The organism is Streptomyces sp. NPDC019937 (assembly GCF_040631655.1).
GTDB lineage: Bacteria > Actinomycetota > Actinomycetes > Streptomycetales > Streptomycetaceae > Streptomyces.
In genome coordinates, this window is record NZ_JBEYAL010000017.1 from 26,296 (window position 1) to 47,740 (window position 21,445).

The 21,445-nt window shown below is 68.2% G+C and carries 11 protein-coding genes; 6 read left to right on the forward strand and 5 right to left on the reverse strand.

The genetic code is table 11. The features are described 5' to 3' along the window. Nucleotides 1-166 precede the first annotated feature (166 nt). Complete coding sequence (locus tag ABZ562_RS18800) at nt 167-1,300, reverse strand: glycerate kinase (RefSeq protein WP_361480810.1); 1,134 nt, start codon at nt 1,298-1,300, stop codon at nt 167-169. A 180-nt stretch (nt 1,301-1,480) separates the two neighbouring features. On the opposite strand from ABZ562_RS18800, the gene ABZ562_RS18805 reads away from it, so the two are divergent. The 4 genes from ABZ562_RS18805 (at nt 1,481) to ABZ562_RS18820 (ending at nt 16,126) form a co-directional block, all read left to right on the forward strand. Next, a complete protein-coding gene (locus ABZ562_RS18805) occupies nt 1,481-2,572 on the forward strand; it encodes an ADP-ribosylglycohydrolase family protein (protein ID WP_361480455.1) in 1,092 nt (363 codons plus the stop codon). A 167-nt stretch (nt 2,573-2,739) separates the two neighbouring features. Beyond that, nucleotides 2,740-9,003 carry a protein kinase gene (locus tag ABZ562_RS18810; protein WP_361480458.1) on the forward strand — a complete coding sequence of 2,088 codons (6,264 nt, stop codon included), beginning with the start codon at nt 2,740-2,742 and terminating at the stop codon, nt 9,001-9,003. A 38-nt stretch (nt 9,004-9,041) separates the two neighbouring features. After that, nucleotides 9,042-11,984 carry a DEAD/DEAH box helicase gene (locus tag ABZ562_RS18815; protein WP_361480461.1) on the forward strand — a complete coding sequence of 981 codons (2,943 nt, stop codon included), beginning with the start codon at nt 9,042-9,044 and terminating at the stop codon, nt 11,982-11,984. Next, nucleotides 11,984-16,126 carry a DNA methyltransferase gene (locus ABZ562_RS18820; protein WP_361480464.1) on the forward strand — a complete coding sequence of 1,381 codons (4,143 nt, stop codon included), beginning with the start codon at nt 11,984-11,986 and terminating at the stop codon, nt 16,124-16,126. Before ABZ562_RS18815 ends, ABZ562_RS18820 begins: the two co-directional genes overlap by 1 nt. Before the next feature lie 35 nt (nt 16,127-16,161). On the opposite strand, the gene ABZ562_RS18825 is transcribed toward ABZ562_RS18820, so the two are convergent. The 3 genes from ABZ562_RS18825 to ABZ562_RS18835 form a co-directional block, all read right to left on the reverse strand. After that, nucleotides 16,162-16,356 carry a DUF397 domain-containing protein gene (locus ABZ562_RS18825; protein WP_361480467.1) on the reverse strand — a complete coding sequence of 65 codons (195 nt, stop codon included), beginning with the start codon at nt 16,354-16,356 and terminating at the stop codon, nt 16,162-16,164. Then, on the reverse strand, nt 16,353-17,201 hold the full coding sequence (locus ABZ562_RS18830) for a helix-turn-helix transcriptional regulator (protein ID WP_361480813.1): 849 nt from the start codon (nt 17,199-17,201) through the stop codon (nt 16,353-16,355). Before ABZ562_RS18830 ends, ABZ562_RS18825 begins: the two co-directional genes overlap by 4 nt. A gap of 161 nt (nt 17,202-17,362) precedes the next feature. After that, a complete protein-coding gene (locus ABZ562_RS18835; RefSeq protein WP_361480470.1) occupies nt 17,363-18,028 on the reverse strand; it encodes a hypothetical protein in 666 nt (221 codons plus the stop codon). 164 nt (nt 18,029-18,192) lie between these two features. On the opposite strand from ABZ562_RS18835, the gene ABZ562_RS18840 reads away from it, so the two are divergent. Together ABZ562_RS18840 and ABZ562_RS18845 are read left to right on the forward strand one after the other, a co-directional pair. Beyond that, entirely contained in the window at nt 18,193-20,031 is a 1,839-nt protein-coding gene (locus ABZ562_RS18840; protein WP_361480473.1) for a DUF4357 domain-containing protein, read from the forward strand. Further along, nucleotides 20,028-21,254 (forward strand): restriction endonuclease, encoded by a 1,227-nt coding sequence (locus tag ABZ562_RS18845; RefSeq protein WP_361480476.1) that lies wholly within the window; start codon nt 20,028-20,030, stop codon nt 21,252-21,254. The genes ABZ562_RS18840 and ABZ562_RS18845 overlap by 4 nt, the downstream gene beginning before the upstream one ends. On the opposite strand, the gene ABZ562_RS18850 is transcribed toward ABZ562_RS18845, so the two are convergent. After that, on the reverse strand, nt 21,245-21,442 hold the full coding sequence (locus tag ABZ562_RS18850; protein ID WP_361480478.1) for a DUF4926 domain-containing protein: 198 nt from the start codon (nt 21,440-21,442) through the stop codon (nt 21,245-21,247). The genes ABZ562_RS18845 and ABZ562_RS18850 overlap by 10 nt on opposite strands. Nucleotides 21,443-21,445: the final 3 nt, after the last annotated feature.

Here is a 21,445-nt window from a genome sequence, read left to right on the forward strand (position 1 = left end):
AAACGCCGTGGGGCCCGAGCTTCTCGCTCGGGCCCCACGGCGTTTTCGGTTCACGGTCGGCGCCCCTCGCGGCCCCGGCCGGCCCGGGGGCGCAGCCCCGGGCGGGGGCCGGGGGTGTCCCTCGGTTTCGGGGAGGGGCGGGGTGGGGTGGGGAGCAGGGCTCCGGTCAGCCGAGGAAGTCCCTCGCCAGGCGCTCCGCGGCCCGCTCCAGCAGCGGGCCCGCTTGCGCGATGCAGCGGGCCGCGTCCGGCTCCAGGTCGGTCAGGGGGTACGCGCGGCGGATACCGGCGCCGCCCAGGGCCGCCGGGGAGAGGGCGAGGCGGCCACAGACCGCCACCACGTCGATGCCGCGCGCCCGCGCCGCCGCCGCGACCCCCGCCGGGGCCTTGCCGTGCAGGGTCTGCTCGTCCAGCGAGCCCTCCCCCGTGATCACCAGGTCGGCCCCCTCCAGCGCGGCGGCGAAGCCCAGGACGTCCAGCATGACGTCGATCCCCGGGCGGAACGCCGCGTCGAGGCCCAGCAGCGCGCCGAAGCCGATGCCGCCCGCGGCGCCCGCGCCCGGCGCGGCCGCGTACTCGGTGGCGCGGGCCCCCACGCTGCGCTCCAGGACGCGTACGTACTGCGTGAGGGCGGAGTCCAGGGCCGCCACATCGGCCTCGCTCGCGCCCTTCTGCGGACCGTAGACCGCCGCCGCGCCCTTCGGGCCGGTCAGCGGATTGTCGACGTCGCCGGCCAGCACCAGCTCCGTCGCCGCGAGCCGCGGGTCGAGGCCGGAGAGGTCCGCCGTGGCCAGTTCGCCCAGCGGGCCGCCGCCCGGCGCGACGGGCGTGCCGTCGCCGCGCAGGAAGCGCGCGCCGAGCGCGCTCAGCATTCCGGCGCCGCCATCGGTCGTGGCGCTGCCGCCGACGCCGAAGACGATCGTGCGGGCGCCCGCGTCGAGCGCCGCCCGCAGCAGCTCACCGCTGCCGTACGTGGTGGCGGTGAGCGGCGCGAAGACCCCGTCCGGGAGGTGCCGCAGCCCGGACGCCTCGGCCATCTCCACCACGGCCGTGCCGTCGCGCAGCGCGTACGCAGCCGTGACCGGGGCGCCGAGCGGCCCGGTCACCCGCGCCTCGCGCCGGTCGAACCCGGCCGCGACCGCCGCGTCCACCGTGCCGTCACCGCCGTCGGCGACCGGCAGCGCGTCGATACGGAGCTGATCGGCCCCGCCGGACCAGCCGCGCCGCAGCCCCGCCGTCACGCGTTCGGCGACCTCGACGGCCGTGAGCGAGCCCTTGAACTTGTCGGCGGCGATCAGCACCCGCGTCGGGGGCGTCGCCTGCCCCTGCGCCCACGTCTTCACCTCTGCCGCCGCCTCGGCCTTCGCAGCGTCCGTCACCCTGGTACCCCTTGCTGTTCGCTCAGGCAGTCGAAGCCGCCCTGACCTTATCCGCTGGAACGGCCGCCCGGTACACCGTCATCATCCGGGTACATCTGTCACATGGGCCACAGCGGGAGCGCACTCGCGGACCGGATCCTCGGCGGCTGGCTCGGCCGCGTCGCCGGGAACATGCTCGGCAAGCCCATCGAGCGCGGCGACGTCTGGACCCGCGACCGCATCGACCGCTATCTGCGCCGCGCCGACGCCCTCCCGCTCACCGACTACCTGCCCGCGCTGGAGCCGCCACCCGACCCGGTGGAGTTCGAGCTGCGCCCCGAGTGGCAGGAGTGCGTGCGCGGCCGGATCCACGGCAGCTGCCGGGACGACGACATCGACTACACCGTCCTCGGCCTGCACCTCCTGGAGACCCACGGCTTCGGCTTCACCACCGAGCAGGTGGGCGAGATGTGGCTGCTGCGGCTGCCGTACCTCCAGACCTTCACGGCCGAGCGGGCCGCGTACCGCAATCTCGCGGCCGGGGTGCGGCCCCCGCTCACCGCCACCGTCGACAACCCCTACCAGGAGTGGATCGGCGCCCTGATCCGCGCCGACATCCACGGCTGGGTCAACCCCGGCGATCCGCCCCGCGCCGCCGCCATGGCCCGCCGCGACGCCGTGCTGTCGCACACCGGCAACGGGGTGTACGGGGCGATGTGGGCGGCCGCGCTGATCGCCGCCGCCTTCACGGCCGACGGCCCGCGGACGGCGGTCGAGGCCGCCCTCGACCGCGTCCCGCCGCGCTGCCGACTGGCCCGTACCGTACGCCGCGCCGCGTCCCTGTACGACGCGGGCGTGGCCTGGGAGGACGCGCTGGAGCAGCTGGAGCGCGAGACCAGCGCGCTGCCCTGGATCCACACCGTCCCGAACGCCGCCGTCCTCACCGCCGGGCTCCTGTACGGCGCGGGCGACTTCACCACGACGATCGCCCTGACCGTGCGCGGCGGCCTGGACACCGACTCCAACGGCGCCACCGCCGGCTCCGTCGCGGGCGTCCTGTGCGGCGCGGCCGCCATCCCGCCGCAGTGGACGGAGCCGCTTCAGGACCGGATCCGCAGCGCCGTCCACGGCTTCGACTCCGCCCGCATCAGCGACCTCGCGGCCCGGACGCACCGTCTGTCGATGGCTCGACCTCTCAACCAGCCACACCCCTGACACGTTGACACGGTAAACACGATTAGCATGTAGTGCTATTGCTACATAGCGTGTACGCTGCCCCGACGCGAACCGTCAACTGTCCCTTGCGACACAGACGGTGCCGGTCACCACTATGGGGGGTTCGTGGCTCAGCACTAGGCCACGGCGGGAGCAGAGGAGCGTTCGTGATCCGGGAGTGCATCGGGGGACGGTTCCGTCTTGAGGAGCTGATCGGCAGGGGCAACATGGGGGAAGTCCACCGAGCCGAGGACTTGCAGGCTCCCGAAGGCACAGACAGGCGTCGGGTCGCCGTCAAGACGATCCTGCGCCGCCGTTCCGGCTCCCGGATCGACACCCTCGCGGACACGAAAGCCGTTGACCGCTTCGCTCGTGAAGTGCGCATCATGCGTAAGCTCGCCCACCCGAACATCCCTGCCACCATCGATGGTGGGACGGACGAGGCCAACGGCGCTTTGCCCTACCTCGTCATGGAATTCCTGGACGGGCACCCCCTCTCCGACCTCATCGCGGAGGAGCCCCAGCTCCCGGTCGACTGGACAGCCGCCATCGGCAGCCAGATCGCCGCTGGACTCGCCGCCGCGCACACGGAGGGCGTGATCCACCGCGATCTCAAGCCCGGCAATGTGATGCTCACCCGCGGTGGCGCGGTGAAGGTCCTCGACTTCGGCATGGGCAGGTTAGCCGACGACCCCGACGGCACACGGCTCACGAGCACCGACGCCACCGTCGGAACGGCCCGCTACATGGCTCCTGAACAGTTCGAAGCCAGCCAGGTCATGCCCTCGGCCGACCTGTACGCGCTGGGGTGCGTGCTGTACGAGATGCTGACCGGGGTTCCGCCCTTTGTCGGCCAGAGCGCCTACGAACTTGCCAGGAAGCACGTCAACGACGCTCCGGCCCCTGTCCAGTTGATTCGGCGGGACATCCCCAGCGAGCTCGCCCGGCTGGTCGAGCGGCTGCTCTCCAAGGACCCGGCGGACCGTCCGGCCGACGCCTATGCGGTCCGTGAGGCCCTGCTGCCGTTCGCCGTCCAGGACGCCAGACAGACACGCCTCCCCGGTTGGGACGCCTTCGACCCCGTGCGTCACCTCGCGGCCGCGCGGGCCGAACGGCAGCGCGCGTCCACTGCCGACTCCGCTCGGGCGGAAGTGAGCCGGGAGCCGCATGTCTCCGTCTCCGGGATGGATGTCTTCGGTGTGCACCGGCAGCTCATCGAGGACTACCGCGCCTTCACCGAGGGCGGCACCGTCATCCGCGACGAACGCATCTCGTCGTACGTCCAGGACGATCTGAAGGCCAAGTCTCAGTGGCCCGCCCCCTGGGTTTCCTTGAATCCGTTCTTTGCCTCCGCCGGCACCGTTGCGGAGCTGGCCGAGAAAAAGGTCCTCCATAACACTTGCGCCAAGATCTTCCAGTCCGGTAAGACTCCGGGCGGCACCGTCTGTGACGGCCGCCCCCTCACCCTCCACCAGCACCAGCGCGATGCGATCAAGGCCGCCGAAGACAGGGTGTCGTACGTACTGACCACCGGCACCGGTTCTGGTAAGTCCCTCTCGTACATCGTCCCGATCGTCGACCGCGTGCTCCGGGAACGCGAAACCGAGGGACGAGTCGCGCGCAAGAGGGTGCGGGCAATCATCGTCTACCCGATGAACGCCCTCGCCAACAGCCAGCTCAAGGAGTTGGAGAAGTACCTGCGCGACGGTTTCGGCGAAGGCCGCGAACCAGTCACCTTCGCGCGCTACACCGGCCAGGAGGACGACGCGCGGCGCAAGGAGATCCGCGACGACCCGCCGGACATCCTCCTCACCAATTACGTGATGCTGGAGCTGATGCTCACGCGGCCTGACGACCGCCGTTCCCTCATCACGATGGCCGAAGGTCTGGAATTCCTCGTCTTCGACGAGCTCCACACCTATCGCGGCCGGCAAGGCGCCGATGTCGCTCTTCTCATCCGCCGGGTCCGCGAGGCCTGCCGGGCGGTTGACCTCCAGTGCGTGGGCACCTCCGCCACCATGTCCACAGAGGGCACCACCGAGGACCAGAAGAAGGTCGTCGCCGATGTCGCCACCAAACTCTTCGGCACCAGGGTGCGCCCCGAGCACGTCATCGGGGAGATCCTTGTCCGGGCCACCAAAGAGGCTCCGGAAACGGTACCCGCCGAGCGACTGACAGCTCCCTCCGCGCCACTCGCCTACGCCGAGCTCGTACGCGATCCCCTGGCCCGCTGGATCGAGACCTCTTTCGGTCTCGCCACCGACGGCGCGGGACGACTCGTCCGCCAGAAGCCCACCAAGATCGAAGCAGCGGCGACCAAACTTGCCGAAGCCAGCGGTGTGCCGGAAGAACAGTGCGCCAAGGCGATCCGCCTCACGCTGGAGGCCGGGGCCCAGGCCCCCCATCCGGTCACCGGGCGTCCGCTGTTCGCCTTCCGGCTCCACCAGTTCCTGTCCAAGGGCGACACCGTCTACGTCACGTTGGAGGACAAGGACCACCGTCACATCACCCGCGACTACCAGCGCGAGCAGCCGGGTTCCGGAGGCAAGGTCCTCATGCCACTGGCCTTCTGCCGTGAGTGCGGCCAAGAGTACCTGACGGTATGGCGGACGGAGACCAACGGCGACATCGTCTACGAACCGCGCCGCGACACCGCGGCCACGGGAGGCCGCGCAGGCGACGGCTATCTGTACATCGACCGTCCCTGGCCCACGACTCCGGAAGAGGCCATCGCCGAGGGCCGCCTGCCCGAGTCCTGGCTCGAAGCCGACGACAGGGGCCAGGAGGTCGTCAAGCGGTCCTACCGCGACCGGCTTCCCCGATCGGTCACCGTCGACCCGTATGGCGTGGAGGGCCGGGGCGAGCTGAAGGCCGCGTTCATTCCCTCGCCCTTCCTGTTCTGCCCGCACTGCGGGGTGAGTTACGAGCAGACGCGTGGCAGGGACTTCGCGAAGCTCGCCACTCTCGACCAGGAGGGCCGCTCGTCTGCCACCTCTTTGATCTCGTCCTCCATCGTGCGGTCCCTCAAGGCCGTGCCCGAGGACGCCCTCGACAAGGAGGCGCGCAAGCTCCTCACCTTCGTCGACAACCGTCAGGACGCCTCTCTCCAGGCCGGTCACTTCAACGACTTCGCACAGATCACCCAGCTGCGCGGCGCCCTGTACCGAGCTGCCGCGGAGGCCGGGGAGGACGGCATCACCCACGAAGAGCTCGCCTCTCGTGTCGCAGGCGCCCTGGGCCTGGAACCCGTGGACTACACAGGCCAGGACGACCTGCCGCCCAACATGCTGCGCAACGCCGCCAAGACACTGCGCGACGTCATCGCCTTCCGGCTCTACCTGGACTTGGAACGCGGCTGGCGCATCACCATGCCCAACCTTGAGCAGACGGGGCTGCTGGAGATCCGGTACGCCGATCTCGACTGGCTCGCGCAGCAGGACAAGCGCTGGGAGGGCACCCACGCAGCACTCAACACTGCCGATGCCGGCCTGCGCGCCGAGATCATGAAGGCGCTGCTGGACGAGATGCGCCGGGCTCTGGCCATCGACGTCCAGTACTTCCGCGATGACTTCGACACGCTCCAGCGCGCCAGTGAGGAGCGGCTCTCCGGACCCTGGGTACTCACCAAGAGCGACAGCCCGAAGGTCGGTACTGCCTATCCCCAGCCGTCCAGGCCCGGCATGGACCGCTCCGGACTGTTCCTCTCCGCACGCGGTAAATTCGGCAAGTACCTGCGCCGCGCGGACCGCTCACGCTTCGGCATCCTCGACACCGACGACATTCAGCTGATCATCGAGCAGTTGCTGAAGGTCCTCGCCAAGGCCGGTCTCGTCACCGAGGTCGCCAAGTCCCCTCAGCACGCCCACCGCTACCGCCGCCCCACCGGTCCCGCCATCACCGGCTACCAGGTTTCCGCCGCCTCCCTGGTCTGGTGCGCGGGTACGGGAGAGACCGGCGCCCACGACCCACTGACCCGCACCTATGCCAGCGGTGACGGCCCTCGCGTCAACGCCTTCTTCCGTGCTCTGTACAAGGACACGGCCTCCGCCCTGGCCGGGCTCTACGCCCGCGAACACACCGCCCAGGTCGACCCGACCGAACGGGAGAGGCGCGAGGAAGACTTCCGCAAGGCAGAGCTGAAGCTGCTGTACTGCTCGCCCACGATGGAGCTGGGCGTGGACATCTCCGCGCTGAACGCCGTCATGATGCGCAACGTCCCACCCACACCGGCCAACTACGCCCAGCGCAGCGGCCGCGCGGGCCGCTCGGGTCAGCCCGCACTCGTCACCACGTACTGTGCGACCGGCAACAGCCACGACCAGTACTATTTCCGCCGCTCCGAGCGGATGGTCGCGGGCGCGGTGGCCCCGCCGCGCCTGGACCTGGCCAACGAGGATCTGGTCCTCTCTCATCTCCAGGGCATCTGGCTCGCCGAGGCCGGGTTGAAGCTGGGCCGCTCCGTACCTGAGGTCATCGACATCGGGGACGCGGAGGACTCAGGCCGTCCGAATCCGACCCTCGACCTGCACGACCACATAGCCGCGGCCCTGCACGACACCCGAGCACAGACGCGTACCGTGACCGCCGCCCACCAGGTCCTCGGAGCGCTGCTGCCCGAGTTCGCCAAAACCTCTTGGTGGGACGAATCCTGGATCGAGGCGAAGGTGCGCTCGGTGGGCGAGCGGTTCAATGAATCGTTCGACCGCTGGCGCGACCTGTACAGGGCCGCCCTGGTCGACCAGTACGAGCAGAACAAGCGCGTACTCGACCACTCACTCTCCGAGCGCGACCGGAGGATCGCGAGCAGCCGCCGTAAAGAAGCGGAGACGCAACTCGACCTGCTCAAGAATGAGACCCCGGACAGCAAATCGGTACTGTCCGACTTCAATCCGTACCGCTATCTCGCCTCCGAAGGCTTCCTGCCCGGTTATTCCTTCCCCCGCCTGCCACTGGCCGCATACATACCCAACGCCAGTCGGCGCTTCAGCGAGGGCGACTACCTCCAGCGGCCCCGCTTCCTCGCCATCCGCGAGTTCGGTCCCGGAGCGCTGATCTACCACGAGGGCGCCCGCTATCAGGTGACCCGCATCCAGCTCCCTCCGGACGCCTCCGGTGACGTCACCACCAGCGAAGCCCGCCGCTGCGAGATGTGCGGCTACCACCATGACCCGCAGCAGCGCGCCGATCGCTGCCAGATGTGCGACCAGCCACTGATCGGTACCACCTACGGTCTCCTCCATCTGCACACCGTCTATACCCAGCGTCGTGAGCGGATCTCCTCCGACGAGGAGGAGCGGCGCAGGGCCGGGTTCCGGCTGGTCACCTCCTACCGCTTCCAGGATCACGGCCCCCGCTCCGGCCGCCAGGACGCGCTTCTCACCGATGCGCACGGCCAGCTCGCCAGGCTCTCGTACGGCGACTCGGCGACCGTCCGCATCACCAACCTGGGCCGTCTGCGTGCACGGCCCGATGAGCCGGACGGCTTCTGGCTCGACCCGGGCGACGGCCGCTGGATGAACGAGCGCGACGCCGCCGAGGCCTCCGGCGACTCCAGCGAGATGCCGGTCGTCGACGCCGACGGCAACGAGAAGCGTCGCAAAAAGCGCGTCATCCCCTACGTCGAGGACCGCCGCAACATCCTCGTCGTCACCCTTGACGCCCCAGTGGACGAACCGGTCGCGCTCTCCCTCATGTACGCGCTGGAGCGCGGCATCGAGGCCGCCTACGAGCTGGAGGACTCCGAGCTCACCAGCGAGCTCCTGCCCCCGGACGACGGGCCGCGCGACCGCATCCTCCTCACCGAGGCCGCCGAGGGCGGTGCAGGCGTGCTCCGCCGCCTCCAGTCCGAGTCCGGCGCGCTCGCCAAGGCAGCGCGCTATGCACTGGCCATCTGCCACTTCGACGAGCACGGCAAGGACGAGGCGACCCCCGGCACCGAGCGCCCCTGTGCCCGCGGCTGCTACGACTGCCTGCTCACCTATGGCAACCAGCTGAACCACGGCGCCATCAACCGTCACTCGGTACGCTACCTGCTGCTACGCCTCGCCGCCTGCGAGGCGCAGACCACCGGCAGCGGCGAGACCCGCACCGAGCAGATGCGGCGCCTGGCCGAGCAGTCCGACAGCAGCTTGGAGCGCGATTTCGTCACCTGGCTCAAGGAGCGCGGGCTGCGGCTGCCCGACGAGGCCCAGACCCTGGTGGCCGACGCGCAGGCCCGCCCCGACTACGTCTACCGGCTGCCCGGCGTGAAGGTCGCCGTCTTCGTCGACGGCCCCGCTCATGACCACCCCGCGGTCGCCGAGCGTGACGAGGACGCCGAGGAGCGGCTGTACGACAAGAACTGGGACGTGGTCCGTTTCCGGTACGACGACGACTGGGACGCGATCGTGGCGGAGCACGCCCGTTACTTCGGGTCCCGCAGCAACTCCTGACCTGTGGAACCGAACGACACCCTCCGAGGAAATATCTGATGAGCCCCGTCTACTCGCCCGGTTCCCTGGTCACCGCGCGCGGCCGCGAATGGGTCGTCCTGCCGGACAGCGCCGACGACATACTGGTGCTGCGGCCGCTGGGCGGCGCGGACGACGACATCGCCGCCGTCTTCCCCTCGTTCGAGACGGTCCGCAGCGCCGAATTCGCCGCCCCTTCTCCCGCCGACCTGGGCGACGCGAAGGCCGCCGGCCTGCTGCGCTCCGCCTTGCGCATCGGCTTCCGCTCCGGCGCGGGGCCGTTCCGCTCGCTGGCGGGCATCGCCGTGGAGCCGCGCGCCTACCAGCTCGTACCGCTGCTCATGGCGCTGCGTCAGCGAACGGTACGCATGCTTCTCTCGGACGATGTCGGCATCGGCAAGACCGTCGAAGCGGGCCTGATCGCGAAAGAGTTGCTCGCCCAGGGCGAGGCCAAACGCCTGGCCGTGCTGTGCTCGCCCGCCCTCGCCGAACAGTGGCAGGACGAACTGCGTACCAAGTTCGGCATCGACGCCGAGCTGGTGCTCTCCTCCACGGTCTCCCGCCTGGAGCGTGGGCTCGACCTCGGCCAGTCGCTCTTCGACAAGTACCCGAACGTCATCGTCTCCACGGACTTCATCAAGTCCACCCGCCACCGCGACGACTTCGTGCGCCACTGCCCCGATCTGGTGATCGTCGACGAGGCTCACACCTGCGTGGCCGCCGACGACGGCACCTCCACGCAGAACCAGCTCCGCTACGAGCTGCTGCGGCGGATCGCGGACGACGCGGAACGGCACCTGCTGCTGGTCACGGCCACCCCGCACAGCGGCAAGGAGTCCGCGTTCCGGAACCTGCTGGGCCTGGTGAAACCTGAGCTGTCCACGGCGAACCTGGACACCGACCGAGGCCGCAAGCTGCTCGCCCAGCACTTCGTCCAGCGCAAGCGCGCCGATGTGCGCGAGTACCTCACCAGGGAGGACGGTCTCACCGACGACCGGCTCGCCGAGAAGACCGCGTTCCCATCCGACCGCTTCTTCAAGGACGAGACGTACAAGCTGTCCAAGGAGTACCGCGCCCTCTTGGAGGACGCCATCGCGTACGCGAGCGAGCGCGTCACGGCCGCCGACAGCCAGGGCCGACGCGAGGCCCGTATCGCCTGGTGGTCCGCGATCGCCTTGCTGCGTTCCTTAGTCTCCTCCCCTCGCGCCGCCGCCCAGACCTTGCGGACACGTTCCGCCGCGGTGGCCGCCGCCACCGCCGAGGAGGCCGACAAGCTCGGAGCGCCCCTCACCCAGGACTCCAGCGAGAGCGACGCACTGGAAGGGCTCGATGTCGCCCCCGGAGCCGAAACGGAAGCCGAGTCCTCCTCGCAGACAGGGACCGGCGCGGGCGCCCGTCTCGCCGAACTCGCCGAGCGGGCGGCGGCGTTGGAGGGGCCCGCCACGGACCTGAAGCTGAAGTCCCTGGTGACACACCTCAAGGCGCTTCTCGCGGACGGCTACAGTCCCATCGTCTTCTGTCGCTACATCCCGACGGCCGAGTACGTCGCCGAGTATCTGGAGGGGAAACTCGGCAAGAAGACCGTGGTCAAGTCCGTGACCGGCACACTCTCGCCGCAGCAGCGCCTCGGCCGCATCGAGGAGCTGGCAAGCGAGGCGGGTGACGACCCGGCCGCCCGTCGCGTGCTGATTGCCACCGACTGCCTCTCCGAAGGCGTCAACCTCCAGCACCACTTCGATGCCGTCCTCCACTACGACCTCGCCTGGAATCCGACCCGGCACGACCAGCGCGAGGGACGTGTCGACCGCTATGGCCAGAAGCGCGACCAGGTCCGCGTCATCACCCTCTACGGCAGCGACAACGGCATCGACGGCAAGGTCCTCGATGTACTGATCAAGAAGCACCGCCAGATCCGCAAGGACCTCGGCATCTCCGTGTCCGTTCCCGACGAGATGTCCTCCGGCGTCACCGACGCCATCGTGGAATGGCTGCTGCTGCGCGGCCAGCAGCCCGAGCAGGAGGGCCTGTTCGAACTCGACGCGCTGGAAACGATCGACACCAAGGCGTCCCAGCTTGAGAAGGACTGGAACTCCGCCGCCGAGCGCGAGACCACGTCCCGCTCCCGCTTCGCCCAGCGCTCCATCCACCCCGAGGAGGTCGCGCGCGAGGTCGCGGCCATCCGCGACACTCTTGGCGATGCCAGCGAGGTCGAGGACTTCGTGCGGCACGCGCTGGAGGCGCTGGGAGGGCTGCTGCGTCCCGTGGGCGGCTCCCCCGGTGATTTCACGGCCGATGTGAGCGGCACTCCGGCCGGTCTGCGCGACGCGCTCGCCCCGGTCATCGGCGGCGAAATCGTGGAGCTCGGTAAGCCGGTCCCGTTCCGTAGGACCTCGGCGGTCGCGCGGGGCGAGGCCGCCCTCGTCCGCACGGACCCCGTCGTCAGCGCGCTGGCCGGCCACGTCCTGAACGCCGCCCTGGACACCAAGGCCCATGGCCCCCGTCCTGCCCGCCGTTGCGGCGTCATCACCACCGAGGCCGTCGAGGACCGCACCACGCTTCTGCTGGTCCGCTACCGCTTTCACCTCACCCTGCCCTCCCGCACCGGAGATCAGGAGCTCGTCGCCGAGGACGCCCGGCTGCTCGCCTTCCAGGGCTCCCCGACGAACGCGGTGTGGCTCCCGCAGGACTCGGCTCTCGCCCTGGTGGGCGCCGAAGCAGCCGGCAACACCGACCCGCATCACGGCGAACGCACCATGACCCGCATACTCCGGCAGCTCCCGGAGGCCAAAGCCCATCTGGAGCGCTACGGCGACGAGCTCGCCGCCGAACTCCTCGAATCCCATCGGCGCGTCCGGACCGCCTCCAACGAGATCATCCGCGGCCTGCGGGTGACCGTGCAGAAGCCCGCCGACATCCTCGGCGCCTACGTCTACCTCCCGGTATCCGCTGAAGGAGCCGTCTGATGTCCGCCACCGCCCGTAACCAGGTGTTCTCCGCGGTGCATACCGTCGGCGCCCTGCTCCCCGCCGACATGCTGATCCGCATCTCGGAAGGCAAGGACGTCAAGGGGTCGAGCCCCACCGACTACCGCGTCATCGGCTCCCGTTCGGTACGCGACGAGGCCGAGCGGCACTGGGACTATCTGAAGTCCGTCTGGGTGGAGCTGAGGAAGAAGCTGCCCGCCGCACCGGAGGCGGAGGCCCCGGCCGACCCCACGGGCCTGGCTATCGCCCAGTGGCTCGAACCGCTCTTCGACGAGCTCGGCTTCGGCCGCCTCACAGCCGTCGGTGCCGATGGCATTCCCGCCGACGACGGTACGAAGGCCTTCCCGATCAGCCACCGCTGGCACCACATACCCGTGCACATGGCTGCCTGGAACGCCGGTCTCGACAAGCGGCCCGATGGCGCGGGCATGGTGCCGCCCCAGTCACTCGTCCAGGAATGCCTGAACCGACGCGAGACGCAGCTGTGGGGCATCCTCACTAACGGCCGTCAAATGCGGCTGTTGCGCGACTCCAGTGCGCTGGCCACCGCCTCGTACGTCGATTTCGACCTCGAAGCGATCTTCGATGGCGAGCTGTTCAGCGAGTTCGTGCTGATGTACCGGCTGCTGCACGTCTCGCGCTTCGAGGTGGGCGAGGGTGCGGCGGCCTCGGCATGCTGGCTTGAGAAGTGGCGCACGGACGCCATCGAGTCGGGCACGCGGGCGCTGGACCACCACCGCGACGGCGTACAGCAGGCCATCACCACGCTCGGCACCGGCTTCCTCAAGCACCCGGCCAATGCGGGTCTCCGGGAGAACCTCGACGTGGACGCCTTCCACGGAGCGCTCCTGCGTCTGGCCTACCGGCTGATCTTCCTCTTCGTCGCCGAGGACCGGAACGCCCTCCACCCGCCGAAGACACCCGAGGAAACGCGCCGGCGTTACGCGAAGTACTTCTCCTCGGCGCGATTGCGCCACCAGGCGACCCGGCGCCAGGGTACCGCCCACACTGATCTGTATCAGGCGCTGGAGATCGTGCTCCGTGCGCTGGGCGACGTGGACGGCCGTCCGGAGCTGGGCCTGCCGGGCCTCGGCGGCCTCTTCGACGACACGGACGCGGACGCACCGGTGCGGGGCTTGTCCCTCTCCAACAGGTATCTGCTGGACGCCGTACGCTGCCTGGCTCGGGTACGCGACACGAACTCGGGCCGCTGGCGTCAGGTCAACTACCGCAACATAGGTTCCGAAGAGCTCGGTTCGATCTACGAGTCGCTGCTGGAGCTGGTGCCCAAGCACAGTGCGACGGATCGTACGTTCGAGCTGGTCAACCGGCTCGGCAACGACCGCAAGAAGACCGGTTCGTACTACACCCCAACCTCGCTCATCGAGACGCTTCTCGACTCCACCCTCGACCCGGTCATCGACGACGCCCAGAAGCGCGGCGAGGAGGCGGCTTCGGCGGCCGGTGCCCCCGACCCGTCGGAGGCGATCGTCTCGGAGCTGCTGTCCCTGACGGTCTGCGACCCAGCCTGCGGCTCCGGTCACTTCCTCGTCGCAGCGGCCCGCCGGATCGCGAAGCGGGTCGCGGCCGTCCGGGAGGGCAACCCCGAGCCGACGCCGGTGGGGGTGGGACACGCGCTGCACGAGGTCATCCTGCGGTGTGTGTACGGGGTGGACCTCAACCCCATGGCGGTTGAGCTGGCCAAGGTCTCGCTGTGGCTGGAGGCCCTGGAGCCGGGCCAGCCGCTCGGCTTCCTCGACGCGCACATCAAGGTCGGCAACGGTCTCATCGGGGCCACGCCGAAGCTGCTGCGCGATGGCATACCGAACGAGGCCTTCAAGGCCGTCGAGGGCGACGATCCCGCGTTCGCGCGGAAGCTGGCCAAGCTGAACGACAAGCAGCGCGGGGACCAGCTCAGCATGTTCGACCCCGATGCCGATGCGAGGATCGCCAATACGGCGTTCGCGGACCGCCTGCGCGAGATCACGACCGCCCCTTCGGGCAAGCTCCGGCAGGTTCGCAACCAGGAGGCGGCGTACGAGGAGTGGCGCGAGTCCAAGGGGTATGTTCACGCGTTACATGTGGCTGATGCGTGGTGTGCGGCGTTCGTGTGGCATAAGGACAAGGGGGCACCGCCTGCTATCACGCAGGATGTGTTCCGCGGGCTCCAGGACCCTGCGGGTACGGCGGCGTCAGAGGCCACGCATGAGGAGATCCGGCGGTTAAGTCGGGAGTACCGGTTCTTCCACTGGCACCTGGAGTTTCCGGAAGTCTTCACGGTTCCGGAGGATGACGCGGCCGCCGCGGGAATCGACCCGTCTACAGGCTGGGAGGGGGGCTTCACATGTCTGATCGGGAACCCGCCGTGGGACAGGGCCGAGTTCGAGAACAAGAAATACTTCAGCGTTATCGAACCCTCCATTGCTGAACTTTCGGGAGCAGCGCTACGCGCGCGGATCATTGCATGGGCAGAGGAAAATCCGGAAGCAGGGGTGAAATACCGGGCTGAGCGGCGCAAACTCAAAGCAACGTTCATGTTCGCAGGAAGCTCAGGAGTGTTTCCGCTGTGCGCTAGGGGTCTCACAGCCGGAGGCGTCACCAAGCTGCAGGTCGATCAGCTATTCGCCGAGCTATTCTCGTCGATCGTCGGATCGAAAGGTCGCTTCGGGTGCATCATTCCGACGGCGATCGCCACGAACGCCGGAGGGCAGTTTCTGTTCGGCGACTTCACGCAGAGGGGCGCGATTGCCTCCCTATACGACTTCGAAAACCGGAAGCCGCTGTTTTCCGGCGTCGATTCGCGCTACAAGTTCTGCCTACTCTCTCTAACCGGCAAAGCGCTGCGCGAACCGGCCGCGAAGTTTGCGTTCTTCTTACTGGACCCTGCCGACCTGGACGACGCCAACCGCGTGTTTGCATTGACCCCCGAAGAGATCGGGCTCATCAACCCGAACACTGGAACCCTGCCGATTTTCCGAAACCGACGTGACGCCGACCTGACCGCTGCAATCTACCGGCGCATCCCTGTGCTACATGACGAGGCTAAACGGAGTCACAACCCGTGGCGCATTACCTTCAAATACCTCTTCCGTAGCGCCAATGACGCCGACCTTTTCCGCACACGAGAGCAACTTTCGCGCGACGGGTGGAAGCTTCACGCAAACACGTTCACGCGAGGCGAACAGCGGATGCTGCCACTGTACGAGGCGAAGATGGTCGACTTCTTCAACCACCGTGCCGCTGACGTCGTCAAGAGCGATACAGCGGTGAATCGCCAGAACCAACCGCGTTACCTGACCGAGGATGAACTCGGGGATGCCGAGCGACTCGCTGTACCGCTGTACTGGATCGCCGACAGCGAGATGATCCCGACTCAGAGGAACGACAAGGACGTTGACGTCCCTGGAATCTCGACGCGACTGAGTGAGGCGAACTGGGACCGTGACTGGCTGTGTGGTTGGTGTGACGTCACGGCTTCGACCAACGAGCGCACCTCTATTCCGGCATTCCTTCCACGGACCCCAACCCTCCACACCTACCCCCTGATGCTCCCAGGCGTCGCACCGGTCCTCACAGCAGCCCTCATCGCCGCTCAGAGCTCCATGGTCTTCGACTTTGTGAGCCGCCAGAAGGTCAGTGACGCCCATATGAAGCTCTTCATCTGGAAGCAGCTACCCGTACCCGCCCCAAAGACCATGGAGCGCCACACCCCCTTCCTAACGCGCCGCGTCCTGGAACTCGTCTACACCGCCTACGACATGACACCGCTCGCTCGCGACCTGGGTGACGAGGGCACCCCGTTCCGGTGGGACGAGGAGCGTCGGGCGCTGATCCGCGCCGAACTCGACGCGTACTTCTTCCACCTCTACGGGATCAACCGCGAGGACACGGACTACATCCTGGAAACCTTCCAGTCCGACTCCGGCGGCCTCAAAAACAACGAGATCGCCAAGTACGGCACGTTCCGCACAAAGCACCTGGTCCTCGCCGCCTACGACCGGATGTCCCCGACCGGCGTGTCACTCGATACCCCGCTCGTAGACGGCGAGAACTACATGTCGCCCCTCACTCCGCTCCCCGGCCACGGGCCCCGACACCCGGAACAGCCCGAGGCTGCCTGAGCGCGTGCAGCGCGGCTGGGCCACCGCGAGGTGGCTCAGCCGCGCGCGGCGTACCGAACGAAGCGCGCCCAGTCGGCCAGCCCTACGGTGAGGCCTGGTCGCGTCACGTCCTTGGAGTCCCTTACACGGGCTATGTGTTCCGTGAAGGCCACCTCGACGCACTCCCCGCCCTCGTCACCGCTGTAGCTGCTCTTGAACCAGTGCAGCGGCGCGTCGTCCTCGATGTTCATAGCTCCCCCAGCATCTTCTCAACCAAGAGCAGAGACTCACGTGGCGTCAGTGCCTGCGAGCGGATGCTTCCATACTTCGCGGCAAGAACGCGGACTTCTTCGGCCGTTGTGATCAGTCGGCTGACATGCTGCACTTCCAGGTAGGCGACCTGTGGACGCCCCTTCGGCGTGAGGAGTGTGAAGGGGCCGCCCATTCCCGCGTGCTCTTCGCTGGCCGTCGGCATGATCTGCACTTCGACGTTACGCATTCGCGCAACGTCGAGCAAGCGTTCCAACTGGCCGCGCTGCACAGCCCTGCCGCCGAAGAGCGCCCGTAGGACAGCCTCCTGAATGACCGCACTAACGGTAGGCACCGGCCACTTGGTCAGGGTCTCCTGCCGGGCGAGCCGCGAAGCGACTCGCATCTCAACAGTCTCGTCGTCGAAGAGCGGCTGACGACCGACAAACACGGCGCGCGTATAGGGCTCCGTCTGAAACAGGCCCGGCACTGCCTGGTTGGCGAAGTAGCACAGGTCGACCGCCTCGGCCTCCAGCCGGGCGTAGTCCTTGAACCACGACGGGTGGCGAACCCGGGCCTTCGCCTTGGCCCGCTCGACGTCCTCCTTGGCCGCCTTCAACACCCCACCGGCACCCAACAGGTCATCCACAGCATCCAACAGCTCCGGCTGCGGAATCCGCAGCCCTCGCTCAACCGCCGAGATCGTCGCCTCCGCGTATCCCAGCTGGTCCCCCAGCTCCTTCTGCGTCAGCCCCGCCCTTTCCCGCAATACCTTGATCTGTCGGCCCAGGGCGCGAAACAGATCCACCGCACCGTCGCCCGCGTCCTCATCCCTAGGATCGGCCATCACCCAACACTCCCCTCCACCCTCCGCACCAGGACCATTACCCACTGTGCGAACGATTTTCGGTCAGGGTAGGACGATCCAGTCACGCCAAGTGACACGAATCGAGGAACCCCACCGAGAGGGTGAACGGACGGACACCGCGCCACCCCAGAGCGGCGGCCCTACCCCAGGTCCCGCTTCCGTTCGGCCAGGCAGCGTCCCCACAGTCCGTACGCCCGCCCCGCCTCGCGCAGCGACTCCCGCGCGAACTCCCCATGGGCGAAACCGGACTTGGCGGCCTGCCGTACGACCGCAACCAGGTGGGTGGCCACACGTCCGATCCGCTCATCGTGCACGGCTCGCAACCGCGGCTTGAGCTCTTCCTCCCGGCCCGCCATGGCCATCAGATCCGCGTAGTCCGTGTCGTCGTCGTACAAGGACGGAACCACGGGCAGCTCGCCCACCGTAAGGCGGGCCACGCCCTCCCCCGCCCACTCAGCCGCTTCGTCCCGTCCGAGGGCGCGGTTCATCAGACGACGTGTCTCCGCGCCGCTCCTCACTTCCCCGGCGACGGCCTCCAGCCCCGCCAGCTCACCAGGAATGCTCTCCTGGTCTTCCGCCTCAAGCAGCCGCTGCAGCCGATCAGCGGCCGCGGCCCCCTTCTCCGCGGCTCGGTCGATCACGGCGTCGCACCTGTCCAGCTCGGCGAATGCCCGCTCCGCGGCCCGTATCGACGCCAGAACCATGTCCGCGGTACCGCCCTCGAACCCGCCCACCGCCTGCCGCACCTCGGATACGGAGATCGGCACCGCACTCAGCAGGTCCTCGATCCGAGGTCTACCGGCCACCGACGTGTCCCTCACAACTGCTCCCTCGCCAACATCAGCACAACTCAGCGCCCAGATCATCGGGTTCGCCAACACAGAAGGCAAAACGGGCCCTACCGGCACCCAAGCCGGCGGTACCCGCGTAGCGTGATCCAGAGCACCCTTTCCCCTAGGTGAGGAGAGCCATGGCCGACGAATACCCCCCTTTTCAGTTACGGCTGCCGAACGGCGGGCCACAGGCCACCGGACGGCTGCTGACGGAGAAGGGGACGAACGGGAGCCAGAAGTTCGTCGTCTCGGCAGGGTCGCCGGTCCGCCCCGAGGTCGTGGCCTCGTTCCCGGTGCGCGTACCCTCCTCGCACCGGTACCGCGAGCAACTGATCGCCGAGGGCGCGATCAAGGAATCCACCACCTGGCCGGGTTGGCTGGAGACCGTGCGGGACATCGAATGCAATTCGCCCTCGGCCGCCGCCGAAATCCTCGTCGGCCGCAGCGCCAATGGATGGTTCGACTGGAAGAGCGCCGAGGGCCATCCACTCGGCGATTACGTGGAAGGGGCAGGGTGGGGCCCCACCCGTGCCTGGCTCGTCCGAGGCTCCAACGTCTCCGGGCTCGACTTGGTCCAGCGGCTCTGGCTCCCCCAGGGGCTGGTGACGCTCTCTGCCAGGCATCTGCGCCAAGGCACCCCGCAAGGCATCAGCAAAGACCGTCTGCGCACTGCCGTCCAGGAGGACTACGAGTCGTCCGCTACGTACCACCAGAAGCTGGAGCTGGTCGAGGAGCTGTATACCTTCCTCTGCCGGATGAAGCCGGGTGACACCGTCTGCACGATCTCCGAAGGCCGACTGCACATCGGCACCGTCAACGGGGCCGTCGAGCAAATCCCCTCCGAAGACGGGCGGTCGAACCTGCGCCGGCCGGTGGAGTGGCAGGACACGAGCTATGCCTACGACGGGCTGCCCACGGAGATCCAGCAGAAGCTGTCCGTGCAGCACGAGGTCGTCGATCTCAGCGTGCTCAAGGATCTGATCGATGGGCTCGGGCGGAGTGACGAAGAGCTGGAGGAGGAAGCCGAGGCGACCGACCGGGACCCGAGCGTCGAGATTCCAGCGATCACCGCCCGGCGCAAGCTGGAGCTGCCTGAGCCCGATGAGGAGTTGACGCGGAAGCTTCTCGTGCACAAGGTGGACTGGCTGCGGGAGGTCCGCGATCTGCTCTGGGACGAGAAGCAGCTTGTCCTCTACGGGCCTCCGGGGACGGGCAAGACGTATCTCGCCTTGCATCTGGCCGAGTTCCTGGGCGGCGGCCCCGAGCAGGTGAAACTGGTCCAGTTCCATCCCTCGTACGCGTACGAGGACTTCTTCGAAGGGTTCCGGCCGCAGGAGGACCCGAAGACCCGGGAAGTGGCCTTCCGGCTGACCGCCGGGCCACTGCGGGAACTCGCCGACCTCGCCTCCCGCGAAGGCAACCGCCATATCCCCCACTTCCTGATCATCGACGAGATCAACCGGGCCAATCTGGCGAAGGTGTTCGGCGAGCTGTACTTCCTGCTGGAGTACCGGAAGAAGTCGGTACGACTGCCGTACTCCGGCGAGGACTTCGGGCTCCCGCGCAACCTCTTCGTCATCGGCACCATGAACACCGCCGACCGGTCGATCGCCCTCGTGGACGCGGCCATGCGCCGCCGGTTCGCGTTCGTCGAACTGTCGCCGCGCACGGAGCCGACGAGCGGCCTGCTGAGACGGTGGCTCGAAGAGGAAGGCCAGGACAGCGAGCCGGCCGATCTGCTGGACGAACTCAATTCCCGTATCGACGATCCCGACTTCCGGATCGGCCCCTCGTACCTTATGAAAGAAGGGGTTTATCGGGACGGCGGGTTGGAACGCACTTGGCGGACCAAGATCCTGCCGCTGCTTGAGGAGCAGCATTACGGGGAGAGTGTGAACATCGAGAAGCGGTATGGGCTGGCGGCGCTACGGGCTGCGCTCGCCGCGAAGGCCCACGTGGACGAGCCCTCCTCGTGAGCGATCCCATCGAGCTCATCGAGCATGCCGCCCCGGTCCCGCACCGGCTCCCCGACGCGGCCGGGCAGGCACTCGCCGCATCGCGCATCGTCGATGCCGCCCCGGACCCGTACACGGCCGGAATGTGGACGCTCCGGGCGAACAGCAAGGTCGGGGCGGTGCGGGTGGAGGTGCCGGGCGGGGAGCCGGTGACGGTGCGGATCACGCCCAAGGTGCCCATCACCCGGCTGTTCTTCCTGTTCGGCTACAGCCTGAACCCGCACGGCTGGCGGCACGGGCAGGTCGACGTCGCCGAACACCGCGAGGTGCTGCCCGCCCTGGCCCACGCCTATGAGCGCCAAGTGGACCGGGCCATCTGCCGCGGACTGCTCCAGGGGTACCGGGTCACGGAGGACACGGCGCTCGTCGTACGCGGCCGCATCCGGGAGGCCGAGCAGATCCGGCGGCGATTCGGAGCCGCACTGCCCGTGGAGATCACGTACGACGAGTTCACCACGGACATCGCCGAGAACCGGCTGCTGCGCGCAGGGGTCGACCGGCTGCTGCGCCTGCCGGGCGTACCACGTGATGTTCGGCGAAGGCTGCTGCACCAGCGGACACGGCTCGCCGACATCACGCCGCTCGTCCGCGGACAGGCACCGCCGAAGTGGCACCCCAGCCGCCTCAACGCCCGTTACCACGCCGCCCTCCACCTGGCCCGTGCCATTGTGGACGGGGCCTCAGCGGAGCACAGATCAGGAGCGCTGCGGATCGACGGGTTCCTGTTCGACATGAACAAGCTCTTCGAGGACTTCGTGTGCATCGCCCTGCGCGAGGCCCTGATCCCCCACGGAGGCCGGAGCAGCCTCCAAGCTCCGGGCGTGCACTTGGACGAGGACGACAGCGTCCGCATGCGTCCGGACCTCGTGTGGTACGGCGACCGAGGGCGCCCCAACGCGGTCGCCGACGCGAAGTACAAGGCGGAGAAGGTTTCCGGCTATCCCGACGCCGATTTATACCAGATGCTCGCGTACTGCACGGCGCTCGGGCTTTCCGAAGGACATCTGATCTACGCCAAGGGCAACGCCGCTCTGAACAGCCACCGCGTGCGCCGGGCCGAGACCGTGCTACACCAACACGCCCTTGACCTGGATCAGGAGCCGGGCGCGCTGCTGGCTGATGTGGAAAAGCTGGCCGAGCGAATGGCTCAGGGCGCCGCGGCATACGGGAGTCGTCACTCCTGAGAGACGGGCCGGATCTGCTCCGGGCGTAGCGGAAGAAGAGCGAGCGTGCGCCCTTCGGCGTCGCTGAATTCGACCTCATAGGCCGGAGGGTTGTCGTACAGGTCGACCACGGTGCCGGTCATACCTGAGCGCAGGCCCTCCTCGGGGATGTCGACCACCAGTTGAACGATGTCGAACAGTTTCGTCATCTG

Bases quoted from the DNA above. Each gene is read 5' to 3' on its own strand.
- ABZ562_RS18805 (WP_361480455.1), top strand. From the start codon at position 1,481: ATGGGCCACAGCGGGAGCGCACTCGCGGACCGGATCCTCGGCGGCTGG.
- ABZ562_RS18815 (WP_361480461.1), top strand. From the start codon at position 9,042: ATGAGCCCCGTCTACTCGCCCGGTTCCCTGGTCACCGCGCGCGGCCGC.
- ABZ562_RS18820 (WP_361480464.1), top strand. From the start codon at position 11,984: ATGTCCGCCACCGCCCGTAACCAGGTGTTCTCCGCGGTGCATACCGTC.
- ABZ562_RS18825 (WP_361480467.1), bottom strand. From the start codon at position 16,356: ATGAACATCGAGGACGACGCGCCGCTGCACTGGTTCAAGAGCAGCTAC.
- ABZ562_RS18830 (WP_361480813.1), bottom strand. From the start codon at position 17,201: ATGGCCGATCCTAGGGATGAGGACGCGGGCGACGGTGCGGTGGATCTG.
- ABZ562_RS18840 (WP_361480473.1), top strand. From the start codon at position 18,193: ATGGCCGACGAATACCCCCCTTTTCAGTTACGGCTGCCGAACGGCGGG.
- ABZ562_RS18850 (WP_361480478.1), bottom strand. From the start codon at position 21,442: ATGACGAAACTGTTCGACATCGTTCAACTGGTGGTCGACATCCCCGAG.